We start from the raw sequence: 15,876 nt of genomic DNA, 5'->3' as shown, positions 1-15,876 counted from the left end.
CGCTTTGACAACTCTGTGAGTTGAAACTGGACCCGCTTCGCTTCCTGAAGCGGGTCTTCACTTGCCACAAGGGTTTTCCCATGGAAATCTATCACAATCTAACGCATCATATTCAGAATTACTTTCGATCTCTGAAAAAATCGAATCGCTTCTATCAACGCATCTTTGATGGCAGCCTGACCGTCACAGAACTCAGCAGCTTTCTGCAGAACGTAAGTTTTCTGACGGCGCATACGCCGCAGCATCTGACTCTGGCCCGGGATCTCGCCTCGACCCAGGGTTATCCGGTCCTGGCCGCTTATTTTGCGGAAAAATTGGGCGAAGAGGTCGGGCACGATCAATGGGGTCATGACGATGTGAAGGCCCTCAAGGAACGTTTCCCCCAGATGGTGGCGGGACCTGGCATTCTGCCTGAGATGCGTGCCTTCATCGCCAGCAACGAGGCCATGATCCGCCGCAATCCTTTCGATTATTTTATCTATGTGCTCTATGCCGAATACTTTACCGTTCTGGCTGGTCCGGCCTCGCTCAACGCCATTGAACGCAACAGCCGGATTCCGCAGAGCATGATGACCATCATCGGCAAGCATGCGGAGCTCGACCAGCACCACGTAGCGGAATGGGCTGAGGCTGCCGTCCGGGTCGGTCTTACCGTTGACCATTGCGCGGACTACTGTCGCGTGTTGGATGGCATCATGGAACGTTACTGGCAATTCTGCACAGCCTTGAGTCAGCCCCATGAACAAGCCGCTTGAAGCCGGGCCCCAGCTTGAGCTGGCCCCCGGTTGGACTTTGATCGATGCCTTGGAAGAAACCCGCATGATCGCGGACTGTCGTCTCCATCTGCGCGGTTATGCCTGCCAGCGCGCGCAGGATCAGAAGGTGATCACAGGCAGCTGGGCGGGCTGGAATGAACCTTCACTTGATATTGCGCAGCTCGAATTGCAGGAGCGCCTGGCTTTGATGCGGGCACTGGATCAGCCGGCTCAAAAGGTCTGGCCCTTGCTCAGTTTAACGTCCCGGAAAATTGGTTTTACGAGCGGTGCCATGCTTTTTCAGAAGTCACCGGATCCGGAGCACATGCAGTATGCAAAATCCAACGGCGTGGCGCTCGGTGTGAATTTTCGGGACGCCGTGGAGCGGGCAGCCTGTGAGGTCGTGGAACGTCACCTCGTGCTCGCCAGCTGGTATGGAGCCTTACGGCCGCAGGGGATCCCCATGAATCTGCCGGCGGCCCTGGAAAGTCTGCAGGGGCTTTACGAATTTCGGCTCTTTGATTTTGGTTCGTTTCTTTTGAAGGATCTGGGCAGCATTCAGGTGCGGGGCTGTTTTCTTTGGCCCCGGCATCCCGGTCATCCGCCCGTCTATGGCTTCGGTGCGGCCCTGGATTCCGCTGCGGCCATGCACAAGGCCCTGGGGGAAGCGGTACAGCGTCTGGCTTTCCTGGATCCTCTGGAGGTTCCCACGGACGAGCCGCAGTTCACGCCGACCCCGGATTTTCATCAGGAATATTTTCTACACCCGGCGCGCCGGCCTCTGCTGGAAGCCTGGCTGAACGGGGCGCCGACGCATCCGACGGCGGCTGCCCCCATAAAACACGCTGGCGAAGCTTTGGCAGTGGATCTCACGCCGGAAGGGTCACATGCGGGTGTGGTGGTACGCGTTACGATTCCTGGGACGCTTCCACTGGTATTCGGGCGATTTCAACCTTCTGAATTCCCGCAGCTCCCGGCATGTCTCTGGATTCATCCCGTGGTGTGAAATCGGTCTGAGCCTGCTGCAGGCGAATCACAAAAGCCGAACCGTGAGGCGCCTCCGATTCGGTCAGGTTCAGACTGCCTCCATAAAGTTCAACCAGCCTTTTGGTTAATTTCAGGCCAATGCCTTCCTGTCCCGGGAGGCGTTCCGCTTCCTCGGTTATGAATTGAAAATTCTCCAGGGAAAGGCCGGTGCCGTTGTCCCGCACAATCAGATCCACATGCTGGGCATCCAGCGCATGAAATTCCATGACGAGGCTGGGATTTTCCACCCTGTGTTCCAGAAGATTGGACACGGAGTTGGAGTAGAGGTTGAGAATGATCTGATTCAGCTCGGGCTGCGGAAAGGAAACGCGCAGCTCGGGATCGACGTCACAGCGGAGCGAAAGTTTCGCGTAAGCCGGCCGCTCATGCAGATACGAGAGCATGCGCGTGGCCGCCTGATGGGCAAGATAAGGCGAGGCCTGATGGGCATTGACCGTGCTGTCGCGCAGCGAGAGGCGCAGGTTGCCGATAAAATCGCTGATCTGCTGAAGACAGAAACGCAGCCGTTCCACATAGCGCCGGGCCACAGCCTGATCGTTCGGCTTTTCCTCCAGCTGCGTGAGCGACAGCCCCATGATGGTCAGCGGCGTGGCAAGATCGTGGATGAAAAGTCCTGTGACACGACCCAGCTGAAGGTAACGGGAATCCTCGGCCTTGCGCAAAATCCAGCGGTGGATTTCCTGCTCATTGGCGACGTTGCGTTCCACAAGGTCGTTGAAGGTTTTCTGATAAAAGGCCAGCGTGGGATTGGTGCTGAGCGGCAGCCCCCGCGGATCCAAAGGCTTGCCTTCACGACTGAGATAGGTGATGAGCGACTCAAGGCCCTGCGTAACCTGACGCCGACTCGTCGCATGGATCTGGCTTACGAAATAGATGCCAAAGCCGGAGAGATAGAGAATCTGCAGCAGGGACAGCCAGGGAGAATCCTGTCCCCCTTCAAAGGGAATCAGACAGATCATTCCCACCCAGAAGACGAGGACGCCGAGCATGGCCAGAACTTCAAAAAGTTTAAACATCGACTCATTCGGCAAGGGATCGATGGCCCGGAAGACTTCGGACCAGTTGCTTTTCCGATGCACGATTTCCAGGGTTTCACTCACCTGGTTGTGATAGCCGAGAAAGCCCATGCCCACCCCATAGGAAAAGGTAAAGGCACAGACGGCAAAGCCCTTGAGGATGATTTCAATCGCGGTGTAGTGATCGCTCCAGACCCAGAGGCCATAGGCGAAACCTGGAATAACCTTGATAAAACTCACCGCCAGGATATAAAGCGCCCTTTGCCGTGGAAACTCGGCCATGGCTCTGTACATGTCCATACGCTCTTTGAAGTCCTGAATGTCAAAGAGCCGCGGATTCACGTCAGGAAAGAAGAGGCGTGTTTTGGGGAAATAGCGATGAAACAAAGGGATTTCAAAGGGACGCATGGCAATATAACAGAAGGAATCAACCACAAAAAAGCCCACGAGCTCCCAAAGAGTGGGTCGGAAGAAAACGATGATCATGGGCAACAACACCATGGACATGGCCAGATGGATTTTGGGCTTGATGATGACGGTGTCGCGTTGCATACGGAGGACGCTCCCGATGAAGGACGAAATATCCTGAGTCGGCTATTCTTTCTGCTTTTTTACCGCCAAATGCCAGCCCAAAATGAATGCGTCTACAATTCGACATGACTTTGGGGGAATAATTGACCCGGATTGCCGTCAATACGCCAATTCGCAGGCTATCCCAAAACGCGAAACAATGACCGCCTTATTCCACGGTTGCGGTCGCCGACTCCACCGGGCGCCTGCTTTTCCTCTTATTTTCCCCGGCAGGTCTGCCGATGCGCTCAGGGTAATCTCCCCAAAGGAGTTGTCATGAAACGTTCCAGTGTCTATTGGCTGCTGCCTGCCGTTGATGATCATCATCATCGACGCGCCAGCATTCTGGACGACATTGGTTATCATGTTTTCTTTTTCGAAAACTTCGAGACTTTAATCAAGGAAATCTGCGTCAAACGCGCACAAATACTCATTCTGGGCGATGAATGGCCCAGCGCGGAAGCCATCGGCTATGCGCATGCCTTTGCCAATATCCCCGATATCAATGGCGCCAGGCTTCTGGTTTCCAACTCGCGGAATGACTTTGCGCTGATGGACGCAGCCATGAACGAGGGCTTCCGCGATATTATTCCGGCTGACCTTGATGATCACGAATGGCTGCAGCGCTTTGAATTTGCCACCTCGGGCGTCGAATCCGTGCTTTCCCTGCACAGCGATCTCGAATTCGTCGCCGAGCCCATCGACATTGTGGTGCCGGCCCGCCTTGTATGGATTGGAGCGCAGCAGGTCTGGCTCGAAACCAGGAGCTGCCCGCGGGTGGGCGATACCCTGAAAATGGAGGGCGGCTTTGCCAGCGCGCTCGGGCTTTCCACAGTGAACGTGCAGGTGCAGCAGAAGCAGCAGACCAACCTCACCTACCGTTTCTCAGAAGCCATCATTGCCAGCTGGTATCAGGATGCCGTGATCAATGCCGAACCCCAGAAGATCATTGATACACTCGACACACTGCATCGCGTCGACCTCGGACAAAGGCCGAAGATTTTCCTGGCGATTCAATCCCCGGCGCTGCGAACGACGCTGCTCAAGTATCTCGATAAACGCAAATATGAAGTCCATACCGCCCTGCAAAAGCAGAGCCTGATCTACGAGCCCAAATTTTTCAGCCCGGATCTCGTGTTTGTTGAGGAACGGCTGACCCAGGGTGAATCCAAACGCAATTTCTATGAACTTCTGCGTTATCTGCCCGAGCATGCCTGCATCGTCACCATCGGCGGCAAGGAAAGTCCCACCGCCAAGAACAGCAATGCGCCGCGGCGGACCTGGACACTCAAGCATGTGCCGGTGAATCTCTCGGAACTCATCGAGCGCGAATATCTGGTGGGACTTGCGCAGAGGCGTCCGACTTCGAATGACAAGCAGGCGTCCTTTCCACCCGCTGATCATGCCTATTCCTTCGCCCAGCTGCATATGACCGCGGAACTGGTGAAGGCGGATTATCTGCAATTCAATCTGCGCACCACGACGCGCATCGGCCCCTACTCGCTCATCAAAATCACGAGCCCGCACTTCCAGGAAAAGCTGGGCGGCCCCCTTTATGTCAAGGTCATCGAAAGCCCTGACGTGATTGGCCCGGGTCCCTATCTTTGCAACGCGCATATTTGCAACCTGACCCAGGCGCTGCGCCAGCCTTTGGCCGGCTCGTCGGATCAGGTCGCAGGTGAATCCTAGACACCAGTTAAATCTTAAAGATCATCCGTCGGCATCTCTCCCGTGATGCCCTGGGCCACACGTTCCGCCAGAGCCGCAATGGTCGCCGATGGATTGGCTCCAACTGCGGTGGGAAAGAGACTGCCATCCGCCACATAAAGATTCCGGTAGTGATGCACGGCGCCGAAGGATTCCGGCTGACTGCTGGTCACACCCTGATCCGGACCCGAAGCCAGGCGACAGCCGCCGAGGGGATGCACGGTCACGTTGCGGCGCAAAGGCCAATTCCACGTCGGCATGTGAAACATGATGCGTCCGTTCACCACTTTTTTGAACTGGCGAACCGATTGATCGATCGCATCATAGAGTTTGCGACTGTTTTGCGTTGGCCAATGAATGGCGAGCCGTCCGGCAGCGTCGAGGTCCATGCGGCCATCGCTTTTATCGAGCCCCATGCAAAGATGCACGCTGGCTTTGTACGACAGGTCATCGCCCAAAAAGCGGGTCAGGATGCTACCCATGCGGCCGAGCGTCGGATACTTGAGCAGCGTCCGCACCGTTTCCTTTAGCCCTTGCCAGAAGGCCCGCATCTTGAAAACCAAAGGCTTTTGCCCTTCGATAAACCAGGCGAGGATATTGGGATAGGAGGCGTCCTCCATGATAAAGGCGCGGTCCTTGTCGAAATTTTCAAAGAGATTGAAATCGATGCGCTGGGTGATCACCGGTCCATAATTGGGATTCGCCGGTCGATCAGCGTCAACGATAAAGGACAGGAAGTCGCCATTGCCGGAAAAACCTTCGCCAAGTTTGGGGCTGATCCGGGGCAGGGTTTTCATGCGGTCGCGGCACTTCAGGAGCAGTTCATTCGTTCCCAGAGTCCCGGCAGAACTGATCACCCGCCTGACGCGGAAGGGTCGTGTGTTGCCGTTGGTCAGATCGCGCACCAGCACTTCATAACCGTACTGCCCATCCGCTGTGGGATCGGCATGACCTGATGCATTCAAGGGCACGATGCTCTGCGCCTCGTGTTCGGTGAGGATGCGGGCGCCATACTTGTTTTCCGCGACGTGAAGATAATTCACATCCGTGGAATTCTTTGCACGGATATTGCAGCCGAGGTCACATTCCGCGCAGTAATTGCAGGAACTCTGCAGGGCGCCGTAGCGGTTGGTTTCCTGCAGACCAGGGGCCAGGGGTTTGGCCGGATCCTTGCCGAAATACACCATGAGCGGAACCAGCTCCGACTTTCGTCCCAGGGCACTGGCCGCTTTCGCGAAGTACTGCGTGCGGGTCATGCTGCGACGCGGATCATGATCCACGGGAATGGTCCGGGCCCCGAGGACTTTTTTGGTCACTGCATAGTAAGGTTCAAGGTCCTTTCTCTTGCAGTTCGCAGGCCAGCGTTCATCAAAGACCGCCTCCGGTGGCTCCAGGTAAACATTCGCATAGATCAGCGAGCCACCGCCCAGCCCCGCGGCCTGCACCACATCGATGTGATCATAGCTGCGAATATCAAAGAGGCCCGTCGTGGAATCCTTGGGAACAAAGCGCGGGCGTTTGTGTCCGTCCTCTCTTTGTACGAAAAAGTTGTTGGCCATGTCATGCGGCGAGCGGGCAAAGGCGCCGAAGCCATAACGCTTGCCGCGTTCCACGACCATGACGTCATGCGGCCATTTTTTGGCCAGACGACAGGCGAGAACGCCACCACCAAAACCCGAACCGATCACCAGAGCTTCTGCATCGAACTTCATACGCCCGCCTCCTTGCCTTGCAAAAAGGCCAGAAGACCGGGGAATATATCCCGAGCTGCATGCTGGCCCATGAAGATATCCTGATGGCCGTAACCCGGCACTTCCCAGTAACGAACGGCGAGATCCGCGCGACGCTTTTTCAATTCCTCATAAAGCACGCGATTGGCACCAGGGAAAATATGATTCTCCCGGCCACTGATGAGGAGCAGGCGCGGCTGTTTTTTCTGACAGAAGGCGTCGAGGTAGGAGCCCGGCAGCGTAAGATCCCCGCGGGCCCCGGGTTTCATGGGACAGGCCTGACCGTTGCCCACCATCTTGCTGATATGCCGATAGTAGTTCATCGAAGTGCCACCGAAGAGATCAGCCAGGCGGCTGTGCGTCAGCACACTCATGTTGCTGTGCTGATAGGCGGCCGGATGACCCGAGCCCCACATGAAACTGATGAAGTGACAGGCGGGATCACGGCATTCCCTATGAAACAAGGCCAAAACCGGGACCAGCCATTTGCCCAAGGCCAGGCCAGGATACTGCGGCATGCGAGGGCTGACATAGGGATAACGCAGAACCTTTTCCACCAGGAAAGGCGCGAACATCAGTTTCAAACGTGACCAGGTGCTGACGCGTGGTGTAAGCCCGACGCTATTGATCGTTACGGATTCCAAGCCGGGAAAGGACTGCAGAGCCATGCTCAGCATGGTACTGATGCCGCCCACGCAGTGTGCGATGATATGCAGCCGCGCCTTCGGACCCACCGCCGCGCGGATTTTTTCCAGAGCCGGGGGAATATCATAGGCCGCGACATCATCCAGGGTGAAACTGTGAGGTTCAAGGTTATAGGTATAGCGTCCACTGCCCCGCCAGTCCAGGGACCAGACATCACCGTAGCCCTCATCCAGAAGGTACTCCACGAGGTTCTGATGCTCGGGCATGATAAACATATCCGTGGATGTGGTGAGCCCATGCAGGATCACAATCACATCGTCGGAGGGCTTGCGCTGAAAACGCTGCAGACCCAGGGTGAGTCCATCCCTGGTATCAAAGGGATGGTGGGTGATGGTGGCTTCGCTCACGCCACGGTCGGTGTGCACGGGGATGGCAACCTTGGACCAAAGTTCCGGTTCCGACTGCATGAAGCCCGGGGCATAGGACTGCCAGAGGTTGCCCATAAATTCACCACCGAACAGAGTCAGAGCGCGAGCGCGTTCCAGAATCGTGCGACCGGAGCTGCGAAAGGTGGTGAGCTGTCGCGCAAAATCCTCGGCCGTCAGGTGCAGGATACCCTGGGCCTCGACCTTGTCCGGAGCCTTGTCCGAGTGCCCCTTCCAGAGCCTTGTATAAAGAGTGGTGGTCTGATCCCAGACCTCGGCCATGGCTCCATCGCGAACCGTTTTATAGCCATAGAAGGTCCAGGGCTCTCCCTTTTGATTGCGCAGATAAAGGGTGTAATGCATCTCGCGGGCAATGGTGCTGGCCTGGTCGGACGCAGGCTGGACAAAAAGATTAAAGGTGCCTTTTTCCACTTTCAGATCACCGCCTGCCGCATCCGCCTCGACTTTGCCGATGGCTTCGGCGCAGAGCTTGGGATCCTTCACAAAACGATCGATATCCGGAATCTGAATGGTCAATCGGAACTTGACGGCGCGGCCCTGGGACTGGCCCTGTTGGAACGCGTGCTCATAGCACTGCTGATCGTCACGACCAAAGTCCTGGTTGTTTCCATCGAAATGACAGAAACCGTGCATGTCCTCAGTAAAGGCCAGGGAAACAGGCGCGCTGCTCATGGGCATTCCTTCATTCAAGTCCGTAACGTTAATCTGTGAAATTTATTATAAACAATTCCTTCGAAAAGCGTCAGAACCCTTGGCACTCTGCGCGTTCATGTACATAAATTCACGCGTATATAAACTTGGTGGAGCTGCAAAAAAGCGACGAAAACGAAGTCATTTATCAGCCGCGAAGAAGCATTGTCCGCACCCCTTTAACCTCCGGACCTCCCGCCCCTCAACTTCCCACTCAAAAGAGCCGAGAACTCATCAGAATTAATGGGATTATTTTTTATGCTCTCTGTCCTGAACATGGGGATTCTTTTCGGGCTGCTGCTGGGTTGGATGCAACCTCTGGCGGCCGCGACCCTTGTGCTGTCCGGGGACAAGGGACGTTATGATCTGGTGCCTTATCTGAGCGCATTCGAGGATCAGGAGAGCCGTCTTTCCATCGAGGACATCCGGAAGATCGATCAGGCCGGTTCCTTCACGCCGGTGCAGGATCTTCACAAAAGCGGTTTTGGCTTCACCCGCAGCACCATATGGTTCAGGCTCTCCCTGCGGAATGAAAGCCCGCGCGTGCAGTGGATCCTTGGCTCCCTGCGACCTGATTTTTATCTCTTCGAGGTTTATGTCTGGCAAGGCGAGCAAATGATCGCAGCTAAAAATATAGGCACGCTGCATCAGCCGCGCGATCCCTATACCCGCATGCCTTTTGGCCGCTTTGATCTGCCCCAGCAGCAGGATCTGACGTTTTACTTCAAAATCAGAAGCGACCTGCAACTCGCCTTCAACTTTCTTCTGCTCGATGATCAGCATCATCTGGATCAGTCCACGCTGGAAAGTTCGATTTTTTATGCCTACTATGGCTGCCTCTTCGCGCTGCTCGTTTATAACCTCTGCCTCTTCATATTTATCCGTTACAAAGATTACCTGATGTACGTCTTCTTTTCGGCGTCCATGCTCCTCAATGCGATCCTGCAGGGCGGTTACGCTGAAATCTGGGGCCTGCCCTGGCCGCTCGAATCCACCCGCGATTCCCATTTCGTCATCTGTCTGCCGGCCATCTCTGCCATGCTTTACACGCGAAGTTTCCTGAACCTCGCGCGGATCGCCCCGCGCCTCGACAAGGTGATGCAGTTCGTGATCACCCTCGCCGTCGGCCTCGCGCTTTTGCTGATAACGCCCTGGGGTTTCCCCTTTTCACGCTTTGTGAGTTTCTTCGATGTCTGCTCGCTCTTTTTCGTGTTCCTCGGCGCCGTCACCGCGATTCGCCACGGGGATCGGACGGCCGTCGTGTTCCTGTTCGGCTGGGGTTCCCTGGCCAGCAGCGTTGCGATCTGGGTGCTCGGTAACGTGGGGATCATCAGCAAAACCACCTGGGTGGCGGTTTCCCCCTTGCTCGGCAATATGCTGGAGATGGTGCTGATGTCCATCGCCCTCGCGCTGCGGATCAAGGAGATCCAGCAACGCAAGATTGAAGCGGAAATGAAAGCCCGGGAACGGGACAATTTGCAGCATCTTCTGCGCATGGTGTGCCACGACATCAGCAATCCCATCTCGATCATCAAAACCGTCTTTTTCCTCGCCTCACGGCGGAGTCAGTTGAAACCGGATGAACAGAAACAATGGGAACGCATCAAGCGTGCGGCGGATTCCATTGAGGGCATCATCAACCAGGTTCGCCGTTATGAAGCCTTCCGTTCCGGCAAACTCGAGTTTGAACTGCGCCCCTGCTCGCTCCGCAAGGTGTTTGAAGACATCGACTTTTTCTTTCAGACCAAGGCCATTGAAAAAGGTGTGAAACTCTCCTGGCGTTTTATTCAGGAGAGTAATGACATCCTGGTTCTGGCCGATAGCACCTCGCTCACGCACGAGATTTTCAACAACCTCGTGTCCAATGCGATTAAATTTACGGCAGAAGGCGGAGCGGTGACTCTGGAGGCGGAGCGTTTGGGTGAGTACGCAGTGATCACCATACGGGATACGGGCATCGGCATCCCACGGGATATCCTGCATCTGCTCTTCGATCCCAAGGCCAATACTTCAAGGCGCGGAACCAATAACGAAACCGGCACCGGCTTTGGGATGCCCCTGGTCAAAACCTTTTTGGAAATGTTTGGCGGCAGTATTCATATTGAATCGGTGGAGCAGCAGACCGGCAACATCCAGCACGGCACCACCATTGAAATTCGGCTGCGCGTCGCCGCCAATGATGTGGCACTGCCTTCGGTCTAGCTCTTGGCAATAATACGCAGAATGCAGCGTCCCACCCGCACTTCATCGGTGGGCTGAACCCGGTGCATGCCGGTCATGCGTTGGCCGTTAAGGAAGGCGCCGTTGGTGGAACCCTGGTCCTCGACGAAGACTTCGCCGGTATCGTTCAGCTTAATCATCAGATGCTTCCGGGAAATCTCGGAATCCTGATCAAAATGCCCAAAACTGGAAGCCCGTCCGATATAGGCCACCTTCTGATGCAGGTGGATCGTCTCGCGGCTGCCGTTGCCGTACTGCACAATAATCTCCAGGTGGACCTTGTGGGCCTGCTTGAGTTCCTTCTCAATCAGCGTATCGACCAGGCTGTTGCTGCGATCCTGTTTTTTGGTGGAGCTGAAGAGTGTGGGAATATGCCGAACGTTCTTTTCATCCTCCAGCGCAAAACGAAAGACGGTTTTGCCAATTTCAATGACATCGCCTTCCTTCAGCTTGGCTTTGACGATGCGTTGCCCATTGACAAAGGTCCCATTGCTGCTGTTCATATCGAAAATGTGGTAGGAATCTTCAATGCACTGGATTTGGCAGTGGGTGGCGGAAACTTCGGCATCGGAGACAATGATATCGGCCTTTTCACGCCCGAAAATCGTATTATCCCGGCGGAGTTTAACCAGCTCATTTTGACTTTTGCCAGAAATACAGACGAGGACGCCGCGCTTGTCTTTGTCCGATTTCCCTTTGGTCGTCATGTTTTCCTCGTATGGTCTACCGATTATGATACCTAAATGGCTTGGCCCATACCAGTAAAACTGAGCTGCTTGGTATCAAAATTAAACCTGTCACTCATGCAGGTCAAGCTTCGGACCGGACACAATCCGTATGAATCAGGCCTTTCCGGTGATTCTCAAGGCTTTCACAGACTGGCATGCTCTGTGCTTATTTACATAAGAAGCCACCACGAGCACTTGAGGATGACGTAGCCATGGACTGGAATGCTAGCATCGCCGAAATCAAGGATCTCTATTATCAATGCCAATTCAAGCGCGTTAGCCAATCAGTGGATCTGCACTGCCAGAATAACCCCTCGGTCGACGACTTCTTCACGCTCCAGTTGTATAAGTCCCAGGCGCTTTGGGAAATGCATAAGGTGGCTGAATCGCGGGCCTTGCTTCGCGAGCTGACGCAATATCATCAAAAGCAATCGGACTCCTATCTTTACACGACGGCACGCCTTGCCTATGTGGATCAGGAATATGAAATGGCCGAAAGGCTGTTCCGGCTTCTGGCGGATCGCAGCGAGACGGTGAAAGATTACTTCAAAGCATTGCTTGGCCTTGCGAACGTTTATTATTCCCTGAAGAAAACCCAGGACATCGGGCGCCTCGTGCGCGAGATGGAGGAGCTGGAGGATCTGGTCAGCGTCGACCAGCGTCTCAGCCTTTATCTCTTGCGGGCCAACGTCGCGTATATCTTTCAGCAGGATACCTCTCTGGCGAAGAAGTTCTTCCAGGCTGTGATCAAGGAATCAACCAGTCGGCAATGGAACTACTTCATTATTAAGAGCCTCTATGGTATGGCCTGCATGTACAAGGATTTGGCGAAGTACGATGCGCTTGAAGTCAGTCTGGATTTGCTCGATTGCTATCTGGATCCCGAGGAATGCACGTACCTTACCTATTTGGTGAACGAGAAATTCAAGGACCTCGACTACTCCTTGAGTTGTTCTCTGCAAATGGATCCTGACTTACGTCGCATCTGTGTTCAAGGGAAGTGGGTTGCGCTGCATGATAAGCCGCTGATCTATGACTTCCTGGAGCTGCTCTTTAGCCGCGGCAGCTTTGTTAGCAAGGCCGACATAGCCGCACGACTCTGGCCCGAGGAAGAGTATAAGCCCAGAACCCATGACCCACGTATTTTTGACCTTGCACGACGTATTCGTGCTTTGATTGAACCCTATGAGAATCAACCTCTCTGTTTGCTTTCAGGCAGACAAGGTTATAAACTGGCTGGACGAGACCAGTCTCAACACAAGATCGACCAAGATATCGAACGGAGGCCCAATTATGAAGTACATGAATCACCTGAGGAAGCTGGCGCTGCTCAGCAGTTTGGCGCTTAGTTTCACTGTGCATGCCGATGGGACCTTGCCTCTGCCTGGAATCAAAGACCGTCCCATTGAACTGATTGGCATTGCGAAAATGAATCAAGTTCTTTCGGAAGCGGGTAATGTCCGTCTGGAAATGAGAGTCGACGGCACAGAGACCGCAGCTGATATTTCAGGATTTGGCAATCCTTGTGAACTCAACGCGACCTTTCACGATGTCGGCGGTTCCGTCTTGCATGGCAATGTGGAATTCAACGTGGCTGGCGTCTGTATTCCAAAAGGTGCGATTTCGACGTCACCTTCAGGATCCGTCCAACGCACCGTTGTGGCAACCAATGGCAGCAACCTTCTGCTTCTGTCGGGTCCTGTCACTTACAGGGCGAACGAGATTACGAAGTTTAGCGGAAATCTCACTCTGAAAGGCGCCGCCGAAGCGCCGGTCATGAAGTTTGAGCTGAATCCGATTAACTGAGTTTTTGTCCATAAAGCTGAGACCTGTCCTCCCTGCTCCGGGGAGTCACAGGTCTTTTTTTATCGTGCCCCACACTCCCGCCATCCGTGGTATCAATAAAAGTACGAAAAAATTTTGCAATATGCCCGGTCTCTTTCCTGTCGTTCCTACAGGAGCAGGGATCTGTCTGTCATGGCGAGGAGAGAACTTTGAAGACATTCGTGTTATTGGCCTTCCTACTGTCCCTCCAGGGCTGCGTAACCCCAGCCGTGTGCACCATGGAAGGAGCCTTTGATACCGGCCGTCAGGCAGCGTTGGATGGCAAGCCCTCCGATTTCGATCCCGGGAATGTGTGCACGGGAGAGGACCGTGAAACGGCGCGACAAAGTTATCAAAAGGGCTATGACGCCGGCCGCACTCTCCTGTGCAGTGTGCAGAACGCCAGTAACGACGGAAAAGATGCCGGACTTCAGGGAGAGAATCTGCAAGGCCTGCCGCTGCGCTATCAGCTCTGCACGCAGGATAAGGACCAGCTGGAAAAATCATTCATGAGTGGATATCGGTTGGGACTCGAGGAATTCTGCAAAGTGGATACCGCGAAGAATCGAGGCGATCAAGCCGGTCGAAGCAACCAGCCGGAATTGGATGTGGACGCAGCGTATCTCAGCTGTCCGCAGGCGCAGAGGAGCAAACTGAAACAGGCCTGGCAGAAGGCTTATCTGCAAGGCCTGCGGGCCTACTGCCAGCCCGCGCAGCATCTCGAAAGCATACGGCGCGAGGCGCAGGCATCAGATCGTCCCGCGTTTGATCCCGCCACGTTTGGCAATTGCGCTCAGCGTTTTCCAGAGCTTCTGGAAGAATATCACGCCCTCTTTGATCGCGAGCGCAAGGCTGTCGTTCAAAAGCTTTGCACCTTTGAGAATGGTCTGGATCAAGGCAAGGCCGATGCACTGAAAACCAATCAACGACGCGCGGGGTCGCCGGAGTTCTGTGATGAGAAGGCGGCGCACGCCTGGCTCAGGGGCTACGATCGCGGCTGGTTGGAACAAAAACGCGAACTCTGTCTTCTTGAGGATTTTCACGAACGCGGCTATCAGGATGCGACGCGCGGCCTGCCGGCGGATCCGCGTTTCCCCGAACTCTGCCCTTCCGATTATTACCATGATATGCGGGAGCGGTATCAGGCCGGCTATGAACGCGGCCGGGGTCATGGTCCGCATCATCCGCATCATGATGACAAGCATGAGGATCTGGTGGATGCCTGCGGACGCGTCTTTAGTTTCAGCAGTGAAAAACTGGAATGCATCAAGGCAAGTCAAAACATTCGACATGGAGCGGCTGATGTGATCGCAGCCTGCGGTCAGGCTTTTACTTTCAGCTCGGATCGCATGAAGTGCATCATCAGTGCGGCCGGGCGGAGTTACAATTCCACCGCTGTCATCCGAAGCTGCAAGACGACCGCAAGTTTTGCCTCCGATGTGCAGGTCTGCATCAGCACGGTGAAGGAAGTGCGCTATAATCCGGCGCGAGCGATTGATGCCTGTCATCAGGCTTTTCCATTAGGAAGCGACCGGAAGGAATGCTGGAATCATGTCGCGAGGGAACCCCGGGATCCTTCAGAACGAATTCAATCGTGCCGGAAGACGTTTCAATTGGGATCCGATGTTCTGAAGTGTCTGCGTTCATGACGTTATGAGGAGCGGAGGGTCGCCGCGGCGGCCCTCATTCCCCCAACTCCGGCGCCACCTGTTCCGCCAGCCATAGCCAGTCATGATAGGCCCCACGCTCCCGGATTTCCGTTCGTTCCTGATAAAAGACATCCTCCGGCTCCAGCCAGACTTCCATTTCCGGCGCAGGCCTGAAATTCAAAAAAGCCATGAGGGCCGCAGCGGATAGCGTCATGGCCGAGGCATAGAGCCAGACCCGATGCGCACGCGTTTTCCTATCCTTCCGGGTGCGGGCCAGGATCCGCTGCCATTCATCAGCCGGCGCAGGCGGCACCGGGGGTTGATGCTTTTTCAGATAATCATGCAAGGGATCGTTCACAGCACCTCCCCTTCCTTTTCAAGCCAGCTCTGCAGTTTCCTGCGGGCGATGCAAAGCCGAGATTTTACCGTGCCCTCGGGAATCTTCAAGTGTCGGGCGATATCCTCGAGACTTTGTTCCTCCCAATAAAACAAAACCACAGCGCTCCGCTCCTTGAAACTTAATTTTTGCAAACCCTGCTGCAGAATCTGATGATCCCCAAGCCGCGCCTCCGCATTCGGTCGGAAGTCGCGCCGATCCTGAACTGTGGCCCCAGGTTTCAGAAACCGCTGCCAGCTCTGGGACCGATGGATATCCTGGGCCGTATTGAAGGTGATCCGATAGACCCATGATTTTAATGAAGACTCACCACGAAAACCATCGAGATGCCGATGAATCTTCAGAAAGACTTCCTGCACGCCATCGTCCACATCTGCTGCGGGCAGGAGTCCGCTCAGAACCCGACGCACGAGGCCGGCATAGTTCGCATAAACTTCAGCGAAGTCCGTCAT

General features: G+C 54.9%; 13 protein-coding genes. 7 read left to right on the top strand and 6 right to left on the bottom strand.

The annotated features are described in order from the left end of the window. Positions 1-80: 80 nt before the first annotated feature. Positions 81-755 carry a heme oxygenase-like domain-containing protein gene (locus OLTU_RS12285; RefSeq protein ID WP_141733056.1) on the top strand — a complete coding sequence of 225 codons (675 nt, stop codon included), beginning with the start codon at positions 81-83 and terminating at the stop codon, positions 753-755. Next, complete coding sequence (locus OLTU_RS12280; RefSeq protein WP_141733055.1) at positions 739-1,761, top strand: YcaO-like family protein; 1,023 nt, start codon at positions 739-741, stop codon at positions 1,759-1,761. Before OLTU_RS12285 ends, OLTU_RS12280 begins: the two co-directional genes overlap by 17 nt. Here the strand turns inward: OLTU_RS12280 and OLTU_RS12275 are convergent. Next, complete coding sequence (locus OLTU_RS12275; protein ID WP_141733054.1) at positions 1,664-3,370, bottom strand: sensor histidine kinase; 1,707 nt, start codon at positions 3,368-3,370, stop codon at positions 1,664-1,666. The two genes, OLTU_RS12280 and OLTU_RS12275, sit on opposite strands and share 98 nt — an antisense overlap. A 294-nt stretch (positions 3,371-3,664) precedes the next feature. On the opposite strand from OLTU_RS12275, the gene OLTU_RS12270 reads away from it, so the two are divergent. After that, a complete protein-coding gene (locus tag OLTU_RS12270) occupies positions 3,665-5,077 on the top strand; it encodes a hypothetical protein (RefSeq protein ID WP_141733053.1) in 1,413 nt (470 codons plus the stop codon). Between the two features lie 14 nt (positions 5,078-5,091). On the opposite strand, the gene OLTU_RS12265 is transcribed toward OLTU_RS12270, so the two are convergent. After that, a complete protein-coding gene (locus OLTU_RS12265) occupies positions 5,092-6,807 on the bottom strand; it encodes a GMC oxidoreductase (protein ID WP_141733052.1) in 1,716 nt (571 codons plus the stop codon). Further along, on the bottom strand, positions 6,804-8,588 hold the full coding sequence (locus OLTU_RS32320; protein ID WP_218109999.1) for an alpha/beta fold hydrolase: 1,785 nt from the start codon (positions 8,586-8,588) through the stop codon (positions 6,804-6,806). Before OLTU_RS32320 ends, OLTU_RS12265 begins: the two co-directional genes overlap by 4 nt. Before the next feature lie 294 nt (positions 8,589-8,882). On the opposite strand from OLTU_RS32320, the gene OLTU_RS12255 reads away from it, so the two are divergent. Beyond that, positions 8,883-10,808 (top strand): sensor histidine kinase, encoded by a 1,926-nt coding sequence (locus OLTU_RS12255; RefSeq protein WP_218109998.1) that lies wholly within the window; start codon positions 8,883-8,885, stop codon positions 10,806-10,808. On the opposite strand, the gene OLTU_RS12250 is transcribed toward OLTU_RS12255, so the two are convergent. Further along, complete coding sequence (locus tag OLTU_RS12250) at positions 10,805-11,533, bottom strand: FHA domain-containing protein (RefSeq protein ID WP_141733050.1); 729 nt, start codon at positions 11,531-11,533, stop codon at positions 10,805-10,807. The two genes, OLTU_RS12255 and OLTU_RS12250, sit on opposite strands and share 4 nt — an antisense overlap. A 233-nt stretch (positions 11,534-11,766) precedes the next feature. Between OLTU_RS12250 and OLTU_RS12245 the strand changes: the two genes are divergently transcribed. The 3 genes from OLTU_RS12245 (at position 11,767) to OLTU_RS12235 (ending at position 15,027) form a co-directional block, all read left to right on the top strand. Continuing rightward, complete coding sequence (locus tag OLTU_RS12245; protein WP_141733049.1) at positions 11,767-12,903, top strand: helix-turn-helix domain-containing protein; 1,137 nt, start codon at positions 11,767-11,769, stop codon at positions 12,901-12,903. Further along, on the top strand, positions 12,848-13,360 hold the full coding sequence (locus OLTU_RS12240; RefSeq protein WP_141733048.1) for a hypothetical protein: 513 nt from the start codon (positions 12,848-12,850) through the stop codon (positions 13,358-13,360). The genes OLTU_RS12245 and OLTU_RS12240 overlap by 56 nt, the downstream gene beginning before the upstream one ends. Before the next feature lie 188 nt (positions 13,361-13,548). Continuing rightward, positions 13,549-15,027, top strand: coding sequence for a hypothetical protein (locus tag OLTU_RS12235; RefSeq protein WP_141733047.1), 1,479 nt, complete (start codon positions 13,549-13,551; stop codon positions 15,025-15,027). 34 nt (positions 15,028-15,061) lie between these two features. Here the strand turns inward: OLTU_RS12235 and OLTU_RS12230 are convergent, their stop codons facing one another. Then, positions 15,062-15,385 (bottom strand): hypothetical protein, encoded by a 324-nt coding sequence (locus OLTU_RS12230; protein ID WP_141733046.1) that lies wholly within the window; start codon positions 15,383-15,385, stop codon positions 15,062-15,064. Next, the gene (locus tag OLTU_RS12225) at positions 15,382-15,876 is read right to left on the bottom strand and encodes an RNA polymerase sigma factor (protein ID WP_141733045.1); all 495 of its coding nucleotides are present in this window, start codon (positions 15,874-15,876) and stop codon (positions 15,382-15,384) included. The genes OLTU_RS12230 and OLTU_RS12225 overlap by 4 nt, the downstream gene beginning before the upstream one ends.

This window comes from Oligoflexus tunisiensis, from assembly GCF_001748245.1.
GTDB lineage: Bacteria > Bdellovibrionota_B > Oligoflexia > Oligoflexales > Oligoflexaceae > Oligoflexus > Oligoflexus tunisiensis.
The sequence above is the reverse complement of the archived record's forward strand: the minus strand, read 5'-3'. Positions and strand labels throughout refer to the sequence as shown.

Excerpts from the sequence above, each read along its gene's own strand:
- OLTU_RS12280 (WP_141733055.1), top strand. The coding sequence starts at position 739 with ATGAACAAGCCGCTTGAAGCCGGGCCCCAGCTTGAGCTGGCCCCCGGT.
- OLTU_RS12265 (WP_141733052.1), bottom strand. The coding sequence starts at position 6,807 with ATGAAGTTCGATGCAGAAGCTCTGGTGATCGGTTCGGGTTTTGGTGGT.
- OLTU_RS12285 (WP_141733056.1), top strand. The coding sequence starts at position 81 with ATGGAAATCTATCACAATCTAACGCATCATATTCAGAATTACTTTCGA.
- OLTU_RS12225 (WP_141733045.1), bottom strand. The coding sequence starts at position 15,876 with ATGACGGACTTCGCTGAAGTTTATGCGAACTATGCCGGCCTCGTGCGT.
- OLTU_RS12245 (WP_141733049.1), top strand. The coding sequence starts at position 11,767 with ATGGACTGGAATGCTAGCATCGCCGAAATCAAGGATCTCTATTATCAA.
- OLTU_RS12250 (WP_141733050.1), bottom strand. The coding sequence starts at position 11,533 with ATGACGACCAAAGGGAAATCGGACAAAGACAAGCGCGGCGTCCTCGTC.
- OLTU_RS12275 (WP_141733054.1), bottom strand. The coding sequence starts at position 3,370 with ATGCAACGCGACACCGTCATCATCAAGCCCAAAATCCATCTGGCCATG.
- OLTU_RS12255 (WP_218109998.1), top strand. The coding sequence starts at position 8,883 with ATGGGGATTCTTTTCGGGCTGCTGCTGGGTTGGATGCAACCTCTGGCG.
- OLTU_RS12270 (WP_141733053.1), top strand. The coding sequence starts at position 3,665 with ATGAAACGTTCCAGTGTCTATTGGCTGCTGCCTGCCGTTGATGATCAT.
- OLTU_RS32320 (WP_218109999.1), bottom strand. The coding sequence starts at position 8,588 with ATGAGCAGCGCGCCTGTTTCCCTGGCCTTTACTGAGGACATGCACGGT.
- OLTU_RS12240 (WP_141733048.1), top strand. The coding sequence starts at position 12,848 with ATGAAGTACATGAATCACCTGAGGAAGCTGGCGCTGCTCAGCAGTTTG.